At 65.5% G+C, this 20638-nt stretch carries 15 protein-coding genes and 1 pseudogene; 12 read left to right on the forward strand and 4 right to left on the reverse strand.

Annotated elements, in window-relative coordinates; translation table 11 throughout:
• Positions 1-135 precede the first annotated feature (135 nt).
• Positions 136-1590 carry a tRNA uracil 4-sulfurtransferase ThiI gene (thiI, locus tag CAG41_RS15420; RefSeq protein WP_085581792.1) on the forward strand — a complete coding sequence of 485 codons (1455 nt, stop codon included), beginning with the start codon at positions 136-138 and terminating at the stop codon, positions 1588-1590.
• Between the two features lie 139 nt (positions 1591-1729).
• Complete coding sequence (typA, locus tag CAG41_RS15425) at positions 1730-3550, forward strand: translational GTPase TypA (protein WP_085581790.1); 1821 nt, start codon at positions 1730-1732, stop codon at positions 3548-3550.
• Between the two features lie 210 nt (positions 3551-3760).
• Here the strand turns inward: typA and CAG41_RS15430 are convergent, their stop codons facing one another.
• On the reverse strand, positions 3761-4198 hold the full coding sequence (locus CAG41_RS15430) for a YkgJ family cysteine cluster protein (RefSeq protein WP_085581788.1): 438 nt from the start codon (positions 4196-4198) through the stop codon (positions 3761-3763).
• Between the two features lie 244 nt (positions 4199-4442).
• Here CAG41_RS15430 and CAG41_RS15435 point away from each other — a divergent pair, with 244 nt between their 5' ends.
• The 5 genes from CAG41_RS15435 (at position 4443) to CAG41_RS15455 (ending at position 14021) form a co-directional block, all read left to right on the forward strand.
• Complete coding sequence (locus CAG41_RS15435; protein WP_085581786.1) at positions 4443-6893, forward strand: glycogen/starch/alpha-glucan phosphorylase; 2451 nt, start codon at positions 4443-4445, stop codon at positions 6891-6893.
• Between the two features lie 175 nt (positions 6894-7068).
• Positions 7069-10701 (forward strand): DUF2339 domain-containing protein, encoded by a 3633-nt coding sequence (locus CAG41_RS15440; RefSeq protein WP_085707170.1) that lies wholly within the window; start codon positions 7069-7071, stop codon positions 10699-10701.
• Complete coding sequence (locus tag CAG41_RS15445) at positions 10698-12062, forward strand: DUF3999 domain-containing protein (protein ID WP_085639372.1); 1365 nt, start codon at positions 10698-10700, stop codon at positions 12060-12062. The genes CAG41_RS15440 and CAG41_RS15445 overlap by 4 nt, the downstream gene beginning before the upstream one ends.
• Positions 12063-12404: 342 nt before the next feature.
• Positions 12405-13415, forward strand: coding sequence for a class 1 fructose-bisphosphatase (locus CAG41_RS15450; protein WP_085581780.1), 1011 nt, complete (start codon positions 12405-12407; stop codon positions 13413-13415).
• A 3-nt stretch (positions 13416-13418) separates the two neighbouring features.
• On the forward strand, positions 13419-14021 hold the full coding sequence (locus tag CAG41_RS15455; protein WP_085694882.1) for a DUF924 family protein: 603 nt from the start codon (positions 13419-13421) through the stop codon (positions 14019-14021).
• Between the two features lie 141 nt (positions 14022-14162).
• On the opposite strand, the gene CAG41_RS29170 is transcribed toward CAG41_RS15455, so the two are convergent.
• Both CAG41_RS29170 and CAG41_RS29175 read right to left on the reverse strand, forming a co-directional pair.
• Complete coding sequence (locus CAG41_RS29170; protein ID WP_371857686.1) at positions 14163-14927, reverse strand: methyl-accepting chemotaxis protein; 765 nt, start codon at positions 14925-14927, stop codon at positions 14163-14165.
• A gap of 93 nt (positions 14928-15020) precedes the next feature.
• Positions 15021-16055 (reverse strand): annotated as a pseudogene (locus tag CAG41_RS29175) (cache domain-containing protein); the annotation flags it as partial.
• Positions 16056-16335: 280 nt separating this feature from the next.
• Here CAG41_RS29175 and CAG41_RS15465 point away from each other — a divergent pair.
• Both CAG41_RS15465 and CAG41_RS15470 read left to right on the forward strand, forming a co-directional pair.
• Complete coding sequence (locus CAG41_RS15465) at positions 16336-16590, forward strand: hypothetical protein (RefSeq protein WP_085581774.1); 255 nt, start codon at positions 16336-16338, stop codon at positions 16588-16590.
• 31 nt (positions 16591-16621) lie between these two features.
• Positions 16622-17191, forward strand: a complete 570-nt coding sequence (locus CAG41_RS15470; RefSeq protein ID WP_085581772.1) for a lipocalin family protein — start codon at positions 16622-16624, stop codon at positions 17189-17191.
• Positions 17192-17250: 59 nt separating this feature from the next.
• On the opposite strand, the gene CAG41_RS15475 is transcribed toward CAG41_RS15470, so the two are convergent.
• Positions 17251-18615: a formimidoylglutamate deiminase gene (locus CAG41_RS15475; RefSeq protein ID WP_085657126.1), complete on the reverse strand. Its 1365-nt coding sequence runs from the start codon at positions 18613-18615 to the stop codon at positions 17251-17253.
• A gap of 146 nt (positions 18616-18761) precedes the next feature.
• Between CAG41_RS15475 and hutC the strand changes: the two genes are divergently transcribed.
• The 3 genes from hutC to CAG41_RS28600 form a co-directional block, all read left to right on the forward strand.
• Positions 18762-19472, forward strand: coding sequence for a histidine utilization repressor (gene hutC, locus CAG41_RS15480; RefSeq protein WP_170930015.1), 711 nt, complete (start codon positions 18762-18764; stop codon positions 19470-19472).
• The gene (locus CAG41_RS15485; RefSeq protein ID WP_085707171.1) at positions 19469-20038 is read left to right on the forward strand and encodes a HutD family protein; all 570 of its coding nucleotides are present in this window, start codon (positions 19469-19471) and stop codon (positions 20036-20038) included. Before hutC ends, CAG41_RS15485 begins: the two co-directional genes overlap by 4 nt.
• Positions 20039-20512: 474 nt before the next feature.
• Positions 20513-20638, forward strand: a 126-nt coding sequence (locus CAG41_RS28600; protein ID WP_170930287.1) for a hypothetical protein, incomplete at its 3' end; no start/stop codon positions are given.

Raw genomic sequence — 20638 nt, forward strand, 5'->3', positions numbered from 1 at the left:
TGTAGCGTTGGAATCCGAAAACGACCCGTTTTGGTGCACGCAAAACCTTCTGCACATTAACTGGTTAAACCTTGAGCAATTTCCGCTATAATCCGCGCCCCACTTTTTCAGGCTGGCGTTGCGCGCGCAGTTTTCATGAAACTAATCGTAAAAGTCTTCCCCGAGATCACCATCAAGAGCCGCCCTGTCCGGATGCGTTTCATCCGCCAGCTGGCCAAGAACATCCGCGCCGTGCTCCGCGATCTGGATCCGGCCGTGGTGGTGAACGGCGTGTGGGACAACCTCGAGCTGGAAACCCGCGTCACCGATCCCAAGGCCCTGAAGGAGATGGGCGAGCGCCTGAGCTGCATGCCGGGCATCGCGCATTTCCTGCAGATCGACGAGTACCCGCTGGGCGACTTCGACGACATCGTCGAGAAGTGCAAGCAGCACTACGGCGACGCGCTGGCCGGCAAGATCTTTTCGGTGCGCTGCAAGCGCGCGGGCAAGCACCCGTTCAGCTCGATCGACGTCGAGAAGTACGTCGGCAGCCAGCTGCGCCGTCAGTGCGGCGCCGCCGGGATCGACCTGAAGAAGCCTGAAGTCGAAGTGCGCATCGAAGTGCGCGACCAACGGTTGTTCGTCATCCACGGCCAGCACAACGGCATCGGCGGCTACCCGCTCGGCGCCCTGGAGCAGACCCTGGTGCTGATGTCCGGCGGCTTCGACTCCACCGTGGCGGCCTACCAGATCATGCGCCGCGGCCTGATGGGGCACTTCTGCTTCTTCAACCTGGGCGGCCGTGCCCACGAATTGGGCGTGATGGAAGTCGCGCATTTCATCTGGAAGAAGTACGGCAGCTCGCAACGCGTGTTATTTGTCAGTGTGCCGTTCGAGGAAGTGCTGGGCGAGATCCTCGGCAAGGTCGACGACAGCCACATGGGCGTGGTGCTCAAGCGCATGATGGTGCGGGCCGCGTCGAGCATCGCCGACCGCCTGCACATCGACGCGCTGGTCACCGGCGAGGCGATCTCCCAGGTGTCGAGCCAGACCCTGCCGAACCTGTCGGTGATCGACTGCGTCACCGAGAAACTGATCCTGCGTCCGCTGATCGCCAGCCACAAGCAGGACATCATCGACACGGCCGACGCCATCGGCACCGGCGACTTCGCCCGGCACATGCCGGAGTACTGCGGGGTCATTTCGGTCAACCCGAAGACCGCCGCCAAGCGTTACCGGGTCGAGCACGAAGAGAAAGAATTCGACATGGCGGTGCTCGAGCGTGCGCTCGAGAACGCCAGGCTGGTGCCGATCGATCGAGTGATCGACGAATTGGGCCAGGACTTGCAGATCGAAGAAGTCGGCGAAGCGCTGGCCGGCCAGATCGTCCTCGACATCCGTCACCCGGATGCCGCCGAGGACGAGCCGCTGGAGCTTCCCGGCGTAGAGGTACAGACGATGCCGTTCTACGCAGTGAACGCTCGTTTCAAGGAACTGGACCCAACCCGCCAGTACCTGCTGTATTGCGACAAAGGCGTGATGAGTCGCCTGCATGCCCACCATCTGCTCAGTGAGGGGCATGCCAATGTGCGCGTTTATCGACCGAGCTAAGTGCCCGGGGCTGTTTGCCTGTGGCCTGCGTCACCGGCCCCCCGACACCGCCGTCAAGCTGTAACGGCCATGCCGGACACTACTGTCAATCGCTGCCATGACTTGTCAGCACACCGAATCCTCTGATCGAGATACACACGTGATCGAAAATCTACGCAACATCGCCATCATCGCCCACGTTGACCACGGTAAAACCACCCTGGTCGACAAACTGCTGCGCCAATCCGGCACCCTGGAGCGCAACGAGCTCAACGACGAGCGCGTGATGGACTCCAACGACCAGGAAAAAGAGCGCGGCATCACCATTCTGGCGAAGAACACCGCCATCAACTGGAACGGCTACCACATCAACATCGTGGACACCCCGGGCCACGCCGACTTCGGCGGCGAAGTAGAGCGCGTGATGTCCATGGTCGACTCCGTGCTGCTGCTGGTCGACGCCCAGGACGGCCCTATGCCGCAAACCCGCTTCGTGACCAAGAAGGCCTTCGAAGCCGGTCTGAAGCCGATCGTCGTGATCAACAAGGTCGACCGTCCGGGCGCGCGTCCTGACTGGGTCCTGGACCAGATCTTCGACCTGTTCGACAACCTCGGCGCCACCGACGAACAGCTGGACTTCAAAGTCGTCTACGCCTCGGCCCTGAACGGCATCGCCGGTCTGGACCACACCGAGATGGCCGAAGACATGACCCCGCTGTACCAGTCGATCGTCGACAACGTTCCGGCTCCGGCCGTTGACCGTGACGGTCCGTTCCAGATGCAGATCTCCGCTCTGGACTACAACAGCTTCCTGGGCGTGATCGGCGTGGGCCGCATCGCCCGTGGCCGCGTCAAGCCGAACACCCCGGTCGTCGCCATCGACACCGAAGGCAAGAAGCGCAACGGCCGCATCCTGAAGCTGATGGGTCACCACGGCCTGCACCGCGTTGACGTCGAAGAAGCCGCTGCCGGCGACATCGTCTGCATCAGCGGTTTCGACGAGCTGTTCATCTCCGACACCCTGTGCGACATGAACAACGTCGAAGCGATGAAGCCGCTGACCGTCGACGAGCCGACCGTTTCCATGACCTTCCAGGTGAACGACTCGCCGTTCTGCGGTAAAGAAGGCAAGTTCGTGACCTCCCGCAACATCAAGGAGCGTCTGGACAAAGAGCTGCTGTACAACGTTGCCCTGCGCGTTGAAGAAGGCGACTCGGCCGACAAGTTCAAGGTCTCCGGCCGTGGTGAGCTGCACCTGTCGGTTCTGATCGAAACCATGCGCCGCGAAGGCTTCGAGATGGCTGTGGGCCGTCCTGAAGTGATCATCCGCGAAGTCAACGGCACCAAGCAGGAGCCGTTCGAGAACGTGACCATCGACATCCCTGAGGAATCCCAGGGCAAGGTGATGGAAGAGATGGGCCTGCGTAAGGGCGACCTGACCAACATGGCGCCGGACGGCAAGGGCCGTGTGCGCCTGGAGTACAACATCCCGGCTCGCGGTCTGATCGGTTTCCGTAACCAGTTCCTGACCCTGACCAACGGTGCAGGCATCCTGACCTCGATCTTCGACCGCTACGACACCATGAAGTCCGGCCACATGTCCGGCCGCCTGAACGGCGTTCTGGTGTCGGTCGAGACCGGCAAGGCGCTGACCTACTCCCTGGAAACCCTGCAGGCGCGCGGCAAGCTGTTCGTCGAGCACGGCCAGGAGATCTACAACGGTCAGATCGTCGGCCTGAACAGCCGCGACAACGACCTGGGCGTCAACCCTACCAAGGGCAAGAAGCTCGACAACATGCGTGCTTCGGGCAAGGACGAAACCATCGCCCTGGTTCCGCCGGTCCGCTTCACCCTGGAACAGGCCCTGGAGTTCATCCAGGATGACGAGCTGTGCGAAGTCACGCCGAAGTCCATCCGTCTTCGCAAGAAGATCCTGGACGAAGGCGAGCGTACCCGCGCTGCCAAGAAAGCCAAGGCTTGATCATCTAGCCTGAGCTGAAACGAAAACGCCCCCGGTCGAAAGGCCGGGGGCGTTTTTGTTTGTTCGCAATTTGTGCGGTGTCTGTGTCGGCCCCATCGCTGGCAAGCCAGCTCCCACAGGGTTCGGCGGTGTTCGCGGAAATGGCAGGCCACCGCAAATCCTGTGGGAGCCAGCCTGCTGGCGATAGCGGCCGATCAGTCGCTACAGAAATCAGAACCGCTCGATGTTGCGCGACTGCCGCTCGCGCTCCACTTCCTTGGGCTTGTACGCGCAGTAGCCCGGGCGCGGGCCGATCTTGGGGTGGTTGCGGCAGGTGTCCGGGCGCTTGTCATAAATGGTGCACAGCCGGCTCTTACGATCCAGGTAATAGCAGTCGTTGTTGCTCATGCGCTGGAGAGTGAAGATCCCCGACTTCTGGTTGAAGCGCTCGACCAGCCCTTCCTTCTGCAGACGCTTGGCGATGTTCTTCGGCGGTTCGCCCAGCTCGAACTCGTCGACCACGCCGATGCGCACCAGATCCTTGATCTTGACCTCGACCGGCAGCGTGCAGCAGCTCGACACGCAGGAGCCGCACATCGGCGCCGAATATTTGGCCCAGGTCTCGAGACGGTCGATCTCGGCGGCGGCGATCAGGTTGGGCTTCATCATCGGTGTTTACCAGGCGTAGGCATCAGGGCGCGCGATCATACCGGGAGCGGTGGATTTTTGAACAACCTTTCGCCGGTTTTTTATCGGGCAGCGCCGTTGCCGCAGCGGTTCGGCACGGCCCCTGCATCGGATGCGTCGCGCGTTCGACGATTGCCAGCACCGGAAAAACAGCCGAACCAGAGCCGCCGCCGTCGGTCAGACCGACTAGGCTCTGACCATTCCCCGCTCGCCCGAGGTCCTATCGATGACTCAAGAACCGCTAGTTCGCGAAGCTGAAGTGGCCGCATTCCGCGACGCCGTCCTGACCAAGCTCACCTATGCGGTGGGCAAAGACCCGGATCACGCCTTCGACCACGACTGGTTCGAAGCCATCGCCCTGGCGGCGCGCGATCACATGGTCGAGCACTGGATGGACCACACCCGGCAGATCTACCGCAAGGGCCAGAAGCGGGTGTACTACCTCTCGCTGGAATTCCTCATCGGCCGCCTGCTGTACGACAGCCTGAGCAACCTCGGCCTGCTCGACGTGGCCCGCGAGGCGCTGACGGAACTGGGCGTGGACCTGGAGCGCATCCGTATCCTGGAGCCCGACGCGGCGCTGGGCAACGGCGGCCTCGGGCGGCTGGCGGCGTGCTTCATGGAGAGCATGTCGACCCTGGGCATCGCCGGCCACGGCTACGGCATCCGCTACGAGCACGGCCTGTTCCGCCAGGCCATCGTCGACGGCTGGCAGCAGGAGCAGACCGAGCATTGGCTGGACTTCGGCAACCCGTGGGAGTTCGAACGGCCGGAAGTCGTCTACTCCATCGGTTTCGGCGGCAGCGTGGCCACGGTCACCGACGCGAGCGGCAAGGCCAAGCAGGTCTGGTCGCCGTCGGAGACCGTGCGGGCCATCGCCTACGACACCCCGGTGGTCGGCTGGCGCGGGGCCAGCGTCAACACCCTGCGCCTGTGGCGGGCGCGGGCCATGGAAGACCTGCACCTGGAGCGCTTCAACGCCGGCGACCACCTGGGCGCGGTGGCCGAAGTGGCCCGGGCCGAAAGCATCTCCCGGGTGCTTTACCCGGCCGACAGCACCGAAGCGGGGCAGGAACTGCGCCTGCGCCAGGAATACTTTTTCGTCACCGCCTCGCTGCAGGACCTGCTGCGGCGTCACCGCAACATGCACACCTCGGTGCTGACGCTCGGCGATCACGCGTCGATCCAGCTCAACGACACCCACCCCTCGATCGCCGTCGCCGAACTGATGCGCCTGCTGGTGGACGTCTATGACGTGGCGTGGGACGCGGCGTGGCAAGTCACGGTCGAGACCCTGTCGTACACCAACCACACGCTGCTGCCCGAAGCGCTGGAGACCTGGCCGGTGGGCCTGATGGAGCGCATGCTGCCCCGGCATATGCAGATCATCTACCTGATCAACGCCCAGCACATCGATTCGATCCGGGCCAAGGGCATCCACGACTTCGACGTGCTGCGGGCGGTGTCGCTGATCGAGGAGGACAACGGCCGGCGGGTGCGCATGGGCAACCTGGCGTTCCTCGGCTCCCACAGCGTCAACGGCGTGTCCGGGCTGCACACCCAACTGATGCGCAAGACGGTGTTCGCCGAGCTGCACAAGCTGTATCCGCAACGGATCAACAACAAGACCAACGGCATCACCTTCCGCCGCTGGCTGTACCAGGCCAACCCGGAGCTGACCTCGATGCTGGTCGACGCCCTCGGCCCGCAGGTGCTGGACAACCCCGAGGAGCGCCTGCTCGACCTTGAGCCGTTCGCCGAGAAGGCTGCGTTCCGCAAGGCCTTCGCCGAGCAGCGGCTGCACAGCAAGAAAGCCCTGGCCTACCTGATTCACGAACGGCTGGGGGTCGCGGTGAACCCGGCGGCGATGTTCGACGTGCAGGTCAAGCGGATCCACGAGTACAAGCGCCAGTTGCTCAACCTGATGCACACCGTCGCGCTGTACCAGGCGATCCGCGCCGAACCTGAGGTCGACTGGGTGCCGCGGGTGAAGATCTTCGCCGGCAAGGCCGCGGCGAGCTACCACCAGGCCAAGCTGATCATCAAGCTGACCAACGACATCGCCCGGGTGGTGAACAACGACCCGACTGTGCGTGGCCTGCTGAAAGTGGTGTTCCTGCCCAACTACAACGTCAGCCTGGCGGAAAGCATCATCCCGGCGGCGGACCTGTCGGAGCAGATCTCCACCGCCGGCTTCGAGGCCTCGGGCACCAGCAACATGAAGTTCGGCCTCAACGGCGCGCTGACCATCGGCACCCTGGACGGCGCCAACGTGGAGATGTGCGAACGCATCGGCGCCGAGCACATGTTCATCTTCGGCCTGAGCGCCCAGCAGGTCGAGGCGCGCAAGCAGAACCACGAGTTCAGCGCCGTGCCGGACATCGCCGCGTCCCACCGCCTGAACGACGTGCTGCAGGCGATCCGCGGGGGGGTGTTCTCGCCGGACGACACCTCGCGCTACACCGGGCTGATCGACTCGCTGGTGGACTACGACCGCTTCCTGGTCTGCGCCGACTTCGATGCGTACTGGGAAGCCCAGCGGCGGGTCGAGGCGCTCTGGCACGACGCCGACAACTGGTGGCGCTCGGCGGTGCTGAACACGGCGCGGATGGGCTGGTTCTCGTCCGACCGCACCATCCGCGAATACGCCACGGACATCTGGAAAGCGCTGGAATAGCTTTTCGCGGGAATTGTGCGCAAGGCCCGGCGTTCGCCGGGCCGGGTCGATATACTGGGCGCCGTTTCAAAGGCAGTCCCGGGTCTTGCGGTTTCCCCTGCGGGGGTGAATTGCTGCCTAGACTGACTGGACTGCCGCATTCGCCCCGTGCCGGGGCCGCTTAGGGATATCGACCATGCAATGGATGTTCATGTTGATCGGGCTGGTGCTCGGCTGGCTGGCCGACGAGTCGTTCAGCGACGCGCTGCTGGGCGCGCTGCTGGGGCTGGGGATCGGCCAGGCGATCCGCATCGCCCGGCTCGGCGCGCAGGCGGCGCAGCAGCAACGGCAACTTGAACAGGCCAATGCGGCGCTGCAGGCCGTGGAGCAGCGGCTGTTCCGGCTGGAGGGCGCTCCGGCCCAGACCGCGCCCCCATTCAGCGAAGCCCCGGTCGATGAGGCCGCTGCGCAACCGGTCGCCGCGGCGCAGGCCGCGTCAGAACTTCAACCTGAGCCCCGACCTGAGCCTCGATTCGCGCCTCAGTCCGAACCCCGGCCGGTGCCCGAACTGGTCTGGGAACTGCCGCCTGAGCTTGAGCCCGTTCCTGTCGTCAGCCCAACGCTGGCGCAGGACGCCTGGCGCGCTGAAGCCGCCCCGTCCGAACCGCCAGCCCCTGCCGAGCCCCGTGGGCCGAACCTGATCGAGCGCGCCATCGGCGCTGCCCGCAACTGGCTGTTCGGCGGCAACACCGTGCTGCGGGTCGGCGTGGTGCTGCTGTTCTTCGGCCTGGCGTTCCTGTTGCGCTACGCCACCGAAGGCGTGGTGGTGCCGGTGGAGTTGCGTTACGCCGGGGTCGCGGCGTCGGCCTTGGGCCTGCTGGCGCTGGGCTGGTGGCTGCGGCGGCGCAACAGCGGCTATGCGCTGATGCTGCAAGGCACCGGGATCGCGGTGCTGTACCTGACGGTGTTCGCGGCGATGCGCCTGCACCCGTTGCTCGATCCGTCCGCGGCACTGGGCCTGCTGGTGGCGGTCACGGTGTTTTCCGCGATCCTGGCGATCACCCAGGATGCGCTGGCCCTGGCCGCCGTGGCGGCGCTCGGCGGTTTCGCCGCGCCGATCCTCACTTCCACCGGCGCCGGCAACCACGTCGCGCTGTTCAGCTATTTCGCCCTGCTCAACGCCGGCATCCTCGCCATCGCCTGGTTCAAGGCCTGGCGCCTGCTCAACCTGATCGGCTTCGTCGGCACCTTCGGCATTGGTTTCGCCTGGGGCGCCCGTTCATACACGCCGGAACTGCTGTGGAGCACCGAGCCGTTCCTGGTGCTGTTCTTCCTGATGTACCTGGCCATCGGCCTGCTGTTCGCCCGGCGCAAATTGCTGGACCTGCCGGACGCTCCGGCGGACGGCGACCGTGCGGCGCTGCTGCACTGGTCGGCGCGCAAGGGCGACTACGTCGACGGCACGATGCTGTTCGGCCCGCCCCTGGTGGGCTTCGGGCTGCAGCTGGCGCTGGTGCAGCACCTGGAGTTCGCCGCCGCGTTCAGCGCCCTGGCGCTGGGGCTGATCTACCTGCTGCTGGCCCGTGCACTGATGGGCGGCCGGGCGCTGCTGCTCGGGGAAACCTGCCTGGCGCTGGGCGTGATCTTCGCCAGCCTGGCGATTCCGCTGGGGCTGGATGCGCGCTGGACGTCCGCCGCCTGGGCGGTGGAAGGCGCGGGGATCTTCTGGCTGGGCCTGCGCCAGCAGCGGTTGCTGGCGCGGGGCTTTGCGCTGTTGCTGCAATTGGGTTCGGCGCTGGCGTTCCTCAGCGGGCTGCGCGCCGGTGAAGCCAGCCTGATCGACGGCGCGCCGCTGGGGGCGTTGATGCTCGGCCTGGCGCTGCTGTTCAGTTTCCATCAATTGCGCCAAGCCCCGGCGCCACAGACGCAGCCGTGGGAACGCTACGGCTTGCCGGTGCTGGCGTGCCTGGGCCTGACGTTCCTTTATCTGTTGGCGCCGCTGTTCTTCTTCGCCCACGGCACCGCGATCAGCTGGGCGCTGGCCGGGCTGGCGACGCTGTTCGTCGGCCTGCGCCTGCAATCGCGCACGTTCCTGTTCACCGCGTTCGCCGTGCAGCTGCTGGGCGGCGCGCTGTTCCTGCTGCGCCTGCAAGGGGCCGGGGAAGACTCGGCGGCGGTGTTCAGCGCCGGCTGGAGCGGGCTGCTCGGCGCCTCGCTGATCGGGCTGGCGCTGATCGCCGGCATGCTGCTGGCGGCCCGGGACGACATGGTGCGCAGTGACGTGCGTCTGCTCCAGGGGCTGTCGGTGGTGCTGCTGGCGGGGCTGGTGCTGATCAACCTGGCGGTGCTGTTCGTCCTGCCGTGGCAGACGGCGAGCGCGGTGTGGGCGGCCAGCGGCCTGCTGATCATCTGGCTGAGCCTGTACCTGCGCCAGCCGGTGAGTTTCGTGTTCGGCCTGCTGTTGCAGGTGATCGGCGGGGCGGCGTTCCTGCTGGCCGGTCCCCAGTGGCTCGGGCCGCTGTCCGGCGAGGGCCTCAAGCCGCTGGCCCATGGCGGGTTCTGGACGCCGCTGGTGCTGGGCGTGGCCGCGCTGGTCGGCGCCTGGCGCCTGCAACTGGGCAATCACGCCTCGGCGTTCGACCGCTTGAGCCTGCATCGTCTGTCCGAGGTGTTGCTGGTGTGGGGCGCCGCCTGGTGGGCATTGGCTTGGGTCAGCGAAGTGCTGCGCTTTGCGCCGTTGCCTCTGCAGGCGACGCTGTTGCTGGCGGTGGCGGCGTTGAGCGTCGGGGTGTGGACGCTGCTGGCCGTGCGGTTGAAATGGCCGGCGCTGGGGCTGGTCTGCACCTTGCTGACGCCGGCGGCGGGTCTGGTGCTGCTCGCGGCCTGGCATTCGCGCTACCACCCGGCGGCGGAGTTCGGCTGGCTGGCCTGGGCGTTGGTGTTCGCCGTGCACTTCTTCAGCCTGCGGCGCCTGGCGCCGAGCCTGCCGGCCCGGGCCCTGAGCACGGCCCACGTGCTCGGCTGCTGGCTGTTGATCGGCGTGCTGGCGCTGGAGCTGCGCTACGGCCTGCTGCTGTTGTCCGAGCAGTACAACGCCTGGCGCTGGCTGGGCTGGGCGATCCTGCCGAGCCTGTACTTGCTGCTGATGGCGGCTCCGCGCGACTGGCCGTGGCCGGTGGCGGCGTTCCCCCGCGAGTACCGCGTGTACGCGGCGGCGCCGCTGGCGGCGCTGATGCTCGGCTGGTTCTGGCTGGCCAACGGGGTGAGCGACGGCAACGCCGAACCGCTGCCTTACGTGCCGCTGCTCAACCCGCTGGAGCTGGGCCTGCTGTTTGCGCTGTTCGGCGTCTACGTCTGGTCGCGCAGCGCCGTCGAGCGTCTGGCGATCCGCAAGGACTACGCCAGCCTCGCCGCGCAGGCGGTCGCCGGGGTGTCGCTGTTCGCCTTCGGCACGGCGCTGGTGACCCGCGCCGCCCACCATTGGGCCGGGATCCCTTTCGAGCTGGATCTGCTGCTCGAATCGATGCTGGTGCAGGCAGGCCTGTCCATCGTCTGGACGCTGATGGCGCTGGCTCTGATGATCGGCGGGCACCTGCGCCATCGCCGCGAGGTGTGGCTGATCGGCGCGGCGCTGATCGCGCTGGTGGTGGCCAAACTGATTTTCGTCGAATTGAGCAACCGTGGCGGACTGGCCCGGATCGTCTCGTTCATTGGCGTCGGCGTGTTGCTGCTGGTGGTGGGCTATTTCGCCCCGTTGCCGCCCAAGCGCGCCGAGGCCGCACCGGCGGCGGACAAGCCTGCGCCGGAAACCGGAGGAGTGTCGTCTTGAGTCGCAAGCTAAATCTGGGGTGGCTGGTGCTGGGCGTGGCCATGACGGTCGGCGCCCAGGAAAAACCGGCGGACTTCGCCGTGCAGATCCCGTTGGCGGTCACCGGCGACGGCCCGTGGTATCGCCTCGAGTTGCCGTTGAGCGCGCAATTGCAAGCGCGCCAGACCGACCTCAGCGATCTGCGGGTGTTCAACGCCGCCGGCGAGCCGCAGGCCTACGCCCTGGCCCGTGAATCGGCGCAGACCCGCGACGACGGCCAGTTGCACGACGTGAAGTGGTTCCCGCTGTACGACGCCGCCGACGCCCAGGAACGCGCGCCCAATGTGCGCATCCAGTCCACCACCAGCGGCACGCTGGTCGAGGTGCAGCCGTCCAGCCATCTGGAGGCGGGCGAGGAAACCCTGCGCGGCTGGTTGCTCGACGCCAGCGCGGTCAAGGCGCCGCTGCAGCAGCTGATCCTCGACTGGAGCAGCGAGCGGGACGGCTTCCAGCGCTTTTCCATCGAGGCCAGCGACGATCTGCAGCACTGGCGCCCATGGGGCGAAGGGCAGGTGGCGCGGCTGACCTTTGCCGACGAGCAGGTCGAACAGCACGAAGTGGCCCTGCCGGGCCAGAACGCCCGTTACCTGCGCCTGCTGTGGGACTCGCCGGCGTCGGCGCCGGCCCTCACGGCGGCCCAGCTCAAGAGCAGCGACCCGCGCCAGGTGCCGCTGCCGTTGGTCTGGTCGCAGGCGCTGGCCGGCACCCGCGGCAAGGCCGGCGAGTACACCTGGCAGTTGCCGATGGGGCTGAACGTCGAGCGGGTGCAGGTCGAACTCAAACAGGCCAACAGCCTGGCGCCGGTGACGCTGGCCGGGCGCCGCGAAACCAGCCTGCCGTGGCAGACGCTGACCGGCGGTTTGCTCTACCGCCTGACCCAGAACGGCCAGGACGTGGTGCAGAACGAATTGCAGCTGTACGGGCAGACCGTCCAGCAACTCAGGCTGACGGTCGACGAGCGCGGCGGCGGTCTGGGTGAGCAGGCGCCGAGCCTCAAGTACGCGGTGCGCGCCACCCAAGTGATCTTCCTGGCCCGGGGCGAAGGCCCCTACAGCCTGGCGCTGGGCAATGCCGGCGTGAAGACCGCGAACCTGCCGCTGTCCACGCTGATCCCTGATTTCACTCCGGCGAAACTGGCGGCGCTGGGCAAGGCCACGGTGCAGGGCGAGGCGCTCGCGACCCGGACATCGACCGCCACCACCGCGGCGACGGCGGACACCAACTGGAAAAAGTTCGGGCTGTGGGCGGTGCTGCTGCTCAGCGTGCTGTTCCTGGGGGCGATGGCGTTCAGCCTGTTGCGCAAGCCGCCGGCCAAGTCCTGAGGTTGGCCGGTGCTGGGCGCCGGATCGCGGGCAAGCCCGCTCCCACAGGAAGCGGCGGTGTTCACTGGATTTGTGTCCACCGAAGATCCCTTGTGGGAGCGAGCCTGCTCGCGATGACGGCGGTATGGCCGACAGGAATCTCGGCCCGGTCGCGAAAACCGAGCCGCCGCCCGTCCCGTTTTCAATCTACGCTCAACCTCGTGCCTGAACTCTGTCCCGCCAATCCCGTCAGATGGCAGGAATTGCCCCGACGCACGTTTACGGGCGTCACCGCTCGCTAGGTTTCCAGACTCCCTGTAAACTGCGCGGGTTTTTCAGCCCCCCATTCCACCGGAGCCGTCCATGTCCCGCGTTACCCTGAGTCGCTATTTGATTGAGCAGACCCGCAGCAACAATACCCCTGCCGATCTGCGCTTCCTGATCGAAGTGGTGGCGCGTGCCTGCAAGGAAATCAGCCACGCCGTGTCCAAAGGCGCCCTCGGCGGCGTGCTGGGCAGCATGGGCACCGAGAACGTCCAGGGCGAAGTGCAGAAGAAGCTGGACGTGCTGTCCAACGAAATCCTGCTCGAAGCCAACGAGTGGGGCGGCCACCTGGCCGGCATGGCGTCCGAAGAGATGGACAATGCCTACCAGATCCCGGGCAAGTACCCTAAAGGCGCCTACCTGCTGGTGTTCGACCCGCTGGACGGTTCGTCGAACATCGACATCAACGCCCCGGTCGGCACCATCTTCTCGGTGCTGCGCTGCCCGAACGAATACCTGAGCCAGAACGAAAGCCTGAACGAGAAGGCCTTCCTGCAGCCGGGCACCCAACAGGTGGCTGCCGGCTACGCGATCTACGGCCCGCAGACCATGCTGGTGCTGACCCTGGGCGACGGCGTCAAGGGCTTTACCCTGGACCGTGAGATGGGCAGCTTCGTGCTGACCCACGAAAACATCACTATCCCTGAAAGCACTCAGGAATTCGCCATCAACATGTCCAACCAGCGTCACTGGGAAGCTCCGGTGCAGCGCTACGTTGAGGAACTGCTGGCCGGCGAAGAAGGCCCGCTGAAGAAGAACTACAACATGCGCTGGGTGGCAGCGATGGTCGCCGACGTGCACCGCATCCTGACCCGCGGCGGCCTGTTCATGTACCCGCGCGACAGCCGCGAGCCGTCCAAGCCGGGCAAGCTGCGCCTGATGTACGAAGCCAACCCGATGTCGTTCCTGGTGGAACAGGCGGGCGGCGCGTCCACCGACGGCCATCAGCGCATCCTCGACATTCAGCCTGAAGGCCTGCACCAGCGCGTGGCGGTGTTCCTCGGCTCGAAGGAAGAAGTCGAACGCGCCACGGCCTACCACAAGGCCTGACCCATGGACGCGCCCTGGCAGCCGTTGCTCGATTGGTGGTTCGGCCATGCCGGATCGGCGAGCGCAACATCGGCGCAAAAGGGCGCGTTGTGGTTCGGCAAACGCGACAGCCAAGACCTCGAAGCGCGAGAGCGTTTCGGGGTCTTTGTCGATCAGGCCCTGGCCGGCGGCTTGACCGGGTGGACGCAATGTCCCGAAGGTTGGCTGGCCGTGGTGCTGCTGCTCGATCAGTTGCCGCGCATGATCTATCGCGACACGCCCCAAGCGTTCTCCGGCGATGCCCGCGCCCAGAAGCTGGTCGCCCAGGGCATTGCGGCGGATTTCGACCGGCGACTCAAGCCGATCCAGCGGGTGTTCATCTACCTGGTGTTCGAGCACTGCGAGAACCTTGCGGTGCAGAACGAGGCCGTCTCAAGGTTCATGGCGCTGACGGATGAACAGCCGCAGGCCGAGCGTGCGGTGTTTGCCGACAATCTGGACTATGCCGAACGGCACCGGAAGGTCATCGCCCGGTTCGGGCGGTTCCCGCACCGCAATGCGGTGTTGGGGCGGGAGTCGACGGCTGAGGAGTTGGCGTTTCTTTCGACGCCGGGTTCAAGCTTCTGAATCGGCTTCAACGCCTCTGACGCCATCGTCGGATCGCCGCCCGGAGCCCGCCCACAGGTTTCCGGGATGAACACTGATTGTGCGTACACCCGATAAACCTGTGGGAGCTGGCTTGCCAGCGATGACGGCCGTCGCCGCGCCTCAGATCCTGAAGCTGCCCACCAGATGTTTGAGCCGCGCCGCCTGCTGCTCAAGATCCGAGCACGCGCGCAACGTCGCTTGCAGGTTCTCCACCCCTTCCTGGTTCAGCATGTTGATCTCGCTGATGTCGACGTTGATCGACTCCACCACGGCGGTCTGCTCTTCGGTGGCGGTGGCCACCGACTGGTTCATGCCGTCGATCTCGCCGATGCGCTGGGTCACGCTGCCCAGGCGCTCGCCGGCCTGGTTGGCGATGCCGACGCTGCTTTCGCTCTGGCGCTGGCTGTCGGTCATGATGGTGACCGCCTGACGGGCGCCGATCTGCAGCTCTTCGATCATCTTCTGCACTTGCTGCGCCGAGTCCTGGGTGCGGTGCGCCAGGTTGCGCACTTCGTCGGCCACCACGGCGAAACCGCGGCCCGCTTCGCCGGCCCGGGCCGCTTCGATGGCGGCGTTGAGGGCCAGCAGGTTGGTCTGCTGGGAGATGCTGGTGATCACCTCCAGGATCTGGCCGATGTTCACCGTGTGGCTGTTCAGGGTCTCGATGTTGCCGCAGGAATCGCTGATCTGCGCCGACAGCTGCTGCATCGCGTGGATGGTCTTGTCCACCACTTGCTGGCCGTCTTCGGCCTGGCTGCGCGCTTCGCTGGAGTGCTGCGAGGCGAGGGCGGCGTTCTGGGCGATCTCCTGGGCGGCGGCGCCCAGTTGGTTGATCGCCGCGGCCACGCTGTTGGTGCGCGAGGCCTGCTGGTCGGAGTTGTGCATCGACGAGTTGGAGGCCGCGACCACCCGCAGGGCGACTTCGTTGACTTGGCCGGTGGCCGAGGACACTTCACGGATCGAGGTGTGGATGCGCTCCACGAAACGGTTGAACGACAGGCCCAGGGCGCCGAACTCGTCGTGGCCGTGGATGGTCAGGCGCTTGGTCAGGTCGCCTTCGCCTTCGGCGATGTCGTGCATGGCGCGGCCCATGGTCAGCAGCGGCTGCATCAGGACGCGGATCAGCATGCCGAGCAGGGCGATGATGATCACCACCGCGATCACCATGGCGATCAGCGCCGAGGTGCGGAATTCGCTGAGCATCGAGAACGCGGTGTCCTTGTCCAGCACCAGCGCCACGTACCAGTCGGCCGACGGCACGCCGTTGACGTGGGTGAACGAGATCAGCTGGGTCTTGCCGTCGGCCTCGACTTCCTTCAGGCCGGGGCTGACGCTCGGCGCGCCGTCGGGATAGGCGTCGGACAGGCTCTTGAGCACCAGTTTGCTGTCCGGGTGGATCAGGATCTTGCCTTCGCGGCTGACGATGAACGCGTGGCCGTGGCCGCCGAAGTTCAGCGAGTTGATGATCGCGCTGATGCTGGACAGGTCGATGTCGGCGCCGGCCACACCGATCATCTGGCCCTGGCGCTGCACCGGGGTGGCGACGGTGATCACCAGCTTGCCCGACGAGGCGGCGATGTAGGGTTCGGTGACGATGGTCTGCTGGGCGGCGTTGGCCGCCTTGTACCAGCCGCGGGCGCGGGGGTCGTAGTCCGGTGCGCGGTTGCCGGCCGGCACCGAGAACATCACGCCGTCGGCGCCGCCGAAGTAGCTGAGCTGGAAATTGCCGGTGTAGGCGGGCAGGTCGATGATGCGCTTGAGGCTGGCCGGGGCGTTGCCGTCGGCGACGATCTGCTGGGACAGCGATTGCAGCAGCTGGATGCGGCTCTCCAGCCAGGTCTGGATGTTGCTGGTGGTCAGGCTGCCCAGTTCCTGCATCGACGCTTCGGTGCTGCTGCGCAGGGTTTCGCGCTGGCGATAGTCGTTGAACAAAATGAAACAGGCGAACGCAACGGCCACCACGAGGGCGGCAGCCAACAAGATCTTGTGGCTGAATTTCATGTTTCTGGTCATTAAATGAGCTACCGCGGAGGGCTGGTCAAGAAGGGGCGGCAATTTGCCACAGTCTCGGGCTTTGCGCTGCTCTTATTTCGACTGCTGCGCGTCAAAGATTAGGCCGTTTTGGCGAAAGGCGACGAAAGGCCCAATGGCCTTACAAAGTGTCTGATTTATCGGCAAAAGGCAGACGGGCGGGGCAACAAATAGCCTGTCCGGGAGGGAACCCGACAGGGGTTTTCTCTTCTAAGCTTCTGGTTGGCGCCAGGCCATCCCCCTTCCGCTCCAGGAGTTACACATGTCGCTGCGTTCTATCGCCTTGCTGTCGTTTTGCGTGCTGTTGGCCGCCTGCAGCAAGATCAATCAGGAAAACTACTCGAAGCTTTCGACCGGGATGGCCAAGGCCGAGGTGGAGACCCTGCTCGGCAAACCCACCGATTGCGCGGGTGCGCTCGGCATGTCCAGTTGCACCTGGGGCGACGAAAAGAGCTTTATCAGCGTGCAGTACGCCGGTGACAAAGTGTTGATGTTTTCCGGCCAAGGCCTGAAGTGAACCGGGGCCGCGCGCCCACGGGAGAAAAACAATGAAGCGGTTATTGCTTGTCCTTTTCGCCGGCCTGGTATTGGCCGGCTGCGCCACCACCGGTGAAGATCCGCTGGCGCCCAAGACAGTCCACAGCGTCAACCTCAAGCGCTACCAGGGCACCTGGTACGAGCTGGCGCGTCTGCCGATGTACTTCCAGCGCAACTGCGCGCAGTCCGAAGCCCGTTACACCCTCCAGCCCGACGGCAACCTCGCGGTGCTCAACCGCTGCCTGACGGAAGACTGGCAGTGGGAAGAGGCCAAGGGCACGGCCTATCCCCAGGTGCCGGGCAAGACCGACAAGCTGTGGGTCGAGTTCGATACGTGGTTCTCGCGGCTGATCCCGGGCACCGCCAAGGGCCAGTACTGGGTGCTGTACGTCAGCGATGACTACAAGACCGCCATCGTCGGCGACCCGAGCCGGCGTTACCTGTGGCTGCTGTCCCGCACGCCGACGGTCAACGGTGTGGTGCGCGAAGAGTTGCTGAGCAAGGCGCGCCAGCAGGGTTACGACACCACAAGGCTGATCTGGCGCACCTCGGACCGGCAGATGGCCAAGACTTCCAACTGACCGTCACCGCAAAACCGTTGTGGGAGCCAGCTTGCTGGCTCCCACAATTTTGATCGGCGTCAGCCCAGGAGCTCGCGCAGCACCTGGGTGAACGCCCGGGCGCTGTCCTCTTCTGCGGCATGCCGCCCGCCGCGAACCACCCACTGGCCGTTCACCATGACGTCGCGCACCTGACGGTCGCCGCCGGCGAACAGCCAACGGTTGAGGATGCCGTCGCCCTGGGCGGTCGCCAGATACGGATCGTTGCCGTCGAGGGTGATCCAGTCGGCGCGCTTGCCGACCTCCAGCGCGCCGATCGGCTGGCCCAGCGCCTGGGCGCCGCCGTCCAGCGCCGCGTCGTACAGGGTGCGGCCGACCATCGGCTGATCCGCGCCGTACAGGCGGTTGCGCCGCTGGTCGCGCAGGCGCTGGCCGTATTCCAGCCAACGCAGCTCTTCCACCACGCTCAACGACACATGGCTGTCGGAACCGATGCCCATGCGCCCGCCCTGGGCGAGGAAGTCCACCGCCGGGAAGATCCCGTCGCCGAGGTTGGCTTCGGTGGTCAGGCACAGGCCGGCGATGGCGCGGCTCTTGGCCATCAGCGTGACTTCGTCCGGATCGGCATGGGTCGCATGCACCAGGCACCAGCGCGAGTCGACCTCGACGTTCTCGTACAGCCACTGCAACGGGCGGCGGCCGCTCCAGCTCAGGCAGTCGTCGACTTCCTTCTGCTGTTCGGCGATGTGGATGTGCACCGGACACTGTTTGTCGCTGGCCGCCAGCACGTCGCTGATCTGCTGCGGGGTGACCGCGCGCAACGAGTGGAAACACAGGCCCAGCGACTGCGCCTTCTGCTGGGCCAGCACCGGTTGCAGGCGCGCCTGCAGGTCGAGGTAGGCGTCGGTGCCGTTGATGAAGCGGCGCTGGCCGTCGTTCGGGGCCTGGCCGCCGAAGCCGGAATGGCTGTAGAGCACCGGCAGCAGGGTCAGGCCGATGCCGGCGGCGCCGGCGGCCTGGCTGATGCGCAAGGCCAGTTCGGCCGGGTCGGCGTAAGGCCGGCCGCTGGTGTCGTGGTGCACGTAATGGAATTCGGCCACCGAGGTGTAGCCGGCCTTGAGCATTTCGATGTACAGCTGGCGGGCGATGACGCCGAGTTGCTCCGGCGTGATTTTTCCGACGAGCCGGTACATCAGGTCGCGCCAGGTCCAGAAACTGTCGTTCGGATTGCCGGCCACTTCCGCCAGGCCGGCCATCGCCCGCTGGAAGGCGTGGGAGTGCAGGTTCGGCATGCCCGGCAGCAGCGGACCGCCCAGCCGTTCGGCGCCGTCTGCGGTGGAATCGGCCTGGACACTGGTCAGCACGCCATCGGCGTTGACCTCAAGACGTACATTGTTGGCCCATCCACTAGGCAGCAGCGCGCGTTCGGCAAAGAAGGCGGACATGGTTCAGCACCCCATCGTGTGTTATTTGTATATACATATACAGACGTTTGCCTGCCCGGTAAACTCCGGCAAGCTAGCAACTTTCACCAGACGAACAGGGATCCACCGTGCCGACTCCGCCACCCGTCTCTCCGTTGGCCGCGAACATGGGCGACAGTCCGGCGCCCTTGTACGCCCGCGTCAAACAGATGATCACCCAGCAGATCGACAGCGGTAACTGGCCGCCGCACTACCGCGTGCCGTCGGAAAGCGAGCTGGTCAGCCAGCTGGGCTTCAGCCGCATGACCATCAACCGCGCCTTGCGCGAGATGACCGCCGACGGCCTGCTGGTGCGCATGCAAGGCGTCGGCACGTTCGTCGCCGAGCCCAAGAGTCAGTCCGCGCTGTTCGAAGTGCACAACATCGCCGACGAGATCGCGTCCCGCGGCCACCGCCACACGTGCCAGGTCATCGTCCTCGAAGAGGAGGCCGCCGGCTCCGAGCGGGCGCTGGCCCTGGACATGCGCGAAGGGCAGAAGGTGTTCCACTCGCTGATCGTGCATTACGAAAACGACATCCCGGTGCAGATCGAGGACCGTTTCGTCAACGCGCTGGTGGCGCCGGAGTACCTCAAGCAGGACTTCACCCAGCAGACGCCTTACGCCTACCTGAACCAGGTCGCGCCGCTGACCGAAGGCGAGCACGTGGTCGAGGCGATCCTGGCCGAGCCGTCCGAATGCAAGCTGCTGCAGATCGAGAAGGGCGAACCCTGCCTGCTGATCCGCCGCCGCACCTGGTCGGGCCGTCAGCCGGTGACGGCGGCGCGCCTGATCCATCCCGGTTCCCGTCACAGTCTGGAAGGTCGGTTCCACAAATGAGTCAGATCAAGGTTTTACGTGCCGAAGGCTACCCGCGCATGCCCTGGAAGAACGGCGGCGGCAGCACCGAGGAAATCACCCGCGACGCCGGCGCCGGCCTCGACGGCTTCGGCTGGCGCCTGTCGATCGCCGACATCGCCGAGTCGGGCGGATTCTCCACCTTCGCCGGCTACCAGCGGGTGATCACCGTGCTGCAGGGCGACGGCATGACCCTGTGCGTCGACGGTGACGACACCCGCCCGCTGCGGCCCCTCGATCCGTTCGCCTTCAGCGGCGAGAGCCAGGTGTCCTGCACCCTGCTCGGCGGGGCGATCCGCGACTTCAACCTGATCTATGCGCCGCAGCGCTACAGCGCACGCCTGCAATGGCTGGGCGGCGAGCAACGCTTCTTCAGCTCGGCGGGCACGGTGCTGGTGTTCAGCGTCAGCGAGCTTTTGCAGGTGCAGGTCGATGGCCGCACCGAGCAACTGGGTCGGCACGATTGCCTGCAGCTGGACGGTAACGCCGGGCTGGCGGAAGTCAGTGTCAATGCCGCGTGCTGCGTGATTGAACTGACCGCACGTTGATCCTTTAACAACGGTGGCGAGGGAGCTTGCTCCCGCTGGTCCGCGAAGCGTTTCCCGAATCGGTCGGGAACCCTTCGGCCTCCAGCGGGAGCCGGCTCCCTCGCCATTTTTGTTTCGGTGTTCCTGTTTCCTGCGGCGCACCCATTTGTTACCGAACGCCCCAGCGTGGCGCAATGCCCCGCTCACGTAACAGCCTCCGACCTGCACGCAAACCCCACTCCCGAAAAATTTCATTCACGCCGCAGCCCTTGATCCAGGCGCTCTCCAGCTCTGCGCGAAGGTTTTCTTGAACGTCCCTTCAACAAGTTGGCCGCTTGATTGCATATGCTTGTATGTACAAGTAAAGACGTATGCGTATGAGTTGAAGGAAACTCTCCGCAGCGTCCACTGATTCGCTTGTCGTGCAGTGAAGCGCACAGGCCCGCTTGCCCACCGCCAGGGTTGGTTTGAATTGAATGCTGAGGAGTGTTTTTCGTGACTGACAAAAAGCCTACCAAGTTCCGCGACGTCGAAATCCGCGCCCCCCGCGGCAACCAGCTGACCGCCAAGAGCTGGCTGACCGAAGCGCCGCTGCGCATGCTGATGAACAACCTCGACCCG

It is taken from the genome of Pseudomonas sp. B35(2017), assembly GCF_002113645.1.
GTDB lineage: Bacteria > Pseudomonadota > Gammaproteobacteria > Pseudomonadales > Pseudomonadaceae > Aquipseudomonas > Aquipseudomonas ekonensis.

Bases quoted from the DNA above. Each gene is read 5' to 3' on its own strand.
- thiI (WP_085581792.1), top strand. From the start codon at position 136: ATGAAACTAATCGTAAAAGTCTTCCCCGAGATCACCATCAAGAGCCGC.
- CAG41_RS15430 (WP_085581788.1), bottom strand. From the start codon at position 4,198: ATGATGAAGCCCAACCTGATCGCCGCCGCCGAGATCGACCGTCTCGAG.
- CAG41_RS15435 (WP_085581786.1), top strand. From the start codon at position 4,443: ATGACTCAAGAACCGCTAGTTCGCGAAGCTGAAGTGGCCGCATTCCGC.
- CAG41_RS15440 (WP_085707170.1), top strand. From the start codon at position 7,069: ATGCAATGGATGTTCATGTTGATCGGGCTGGTGCTCGGCTGGCTGGCC.
- CAG41_RS15450 (WP_085581780.1), top strand. From the start codon at position 12,405: ATGTCCCGCGTTACCCTGAGTCGCTATTTGATTGAGCAGACCCGCAGC.
- CAG41_RS15455 (WP_085694882.1), top strand. From the start codon at position 13,419: ATGGACGCGCCCTGGCAGCCGTTGCTCGATTGGTGGTTCGGCCATGCC.
- CAG41_RS29170 (WP_371857686.1), bottom strand. From the start codon at position 14,927: ATGCACAACTCCGACCAGCAGGCCTCGCGCACCAACAGCGTGGCCGCG.
- CAG41_RS15465 (WP_085581774.1), top strand. From the start codon at position 16,336: ATGTCGCTGCGTTCTATCGCCTTGCTGTCGTTTTGCGTGCTGTTGGCC.
- CAG41_RS15470 (WP_085581772.1), top strand. From the start codon at position 16,622: ATGAAGCGGTTATTGCTTGTCCTTTTCGCCGGCCTGGTATTGGCCGGC.
- CAG41_RS15475 (WP_085657126.1), bottom strand. From the start codon at position 18,615: ATGTCCGCCTTCTTTGCCGAACGCGCGCTGCTGCCTAGTGGATGGGCC.
- hutC (WP_170930015.1), top strand. From the start codon at position 18,762: ATGGGCGACAGTCCGGCGCCCTTGTACGCCCGCGTCAAACAGATGATC.
- CAG41_RS15485 (WP_085707171.1), top strand. From the start codon at position 19,469: ATGAGTCAGATCAAGGTTTTACGTGCCGAAGGCTACCCGCGCATGCCC.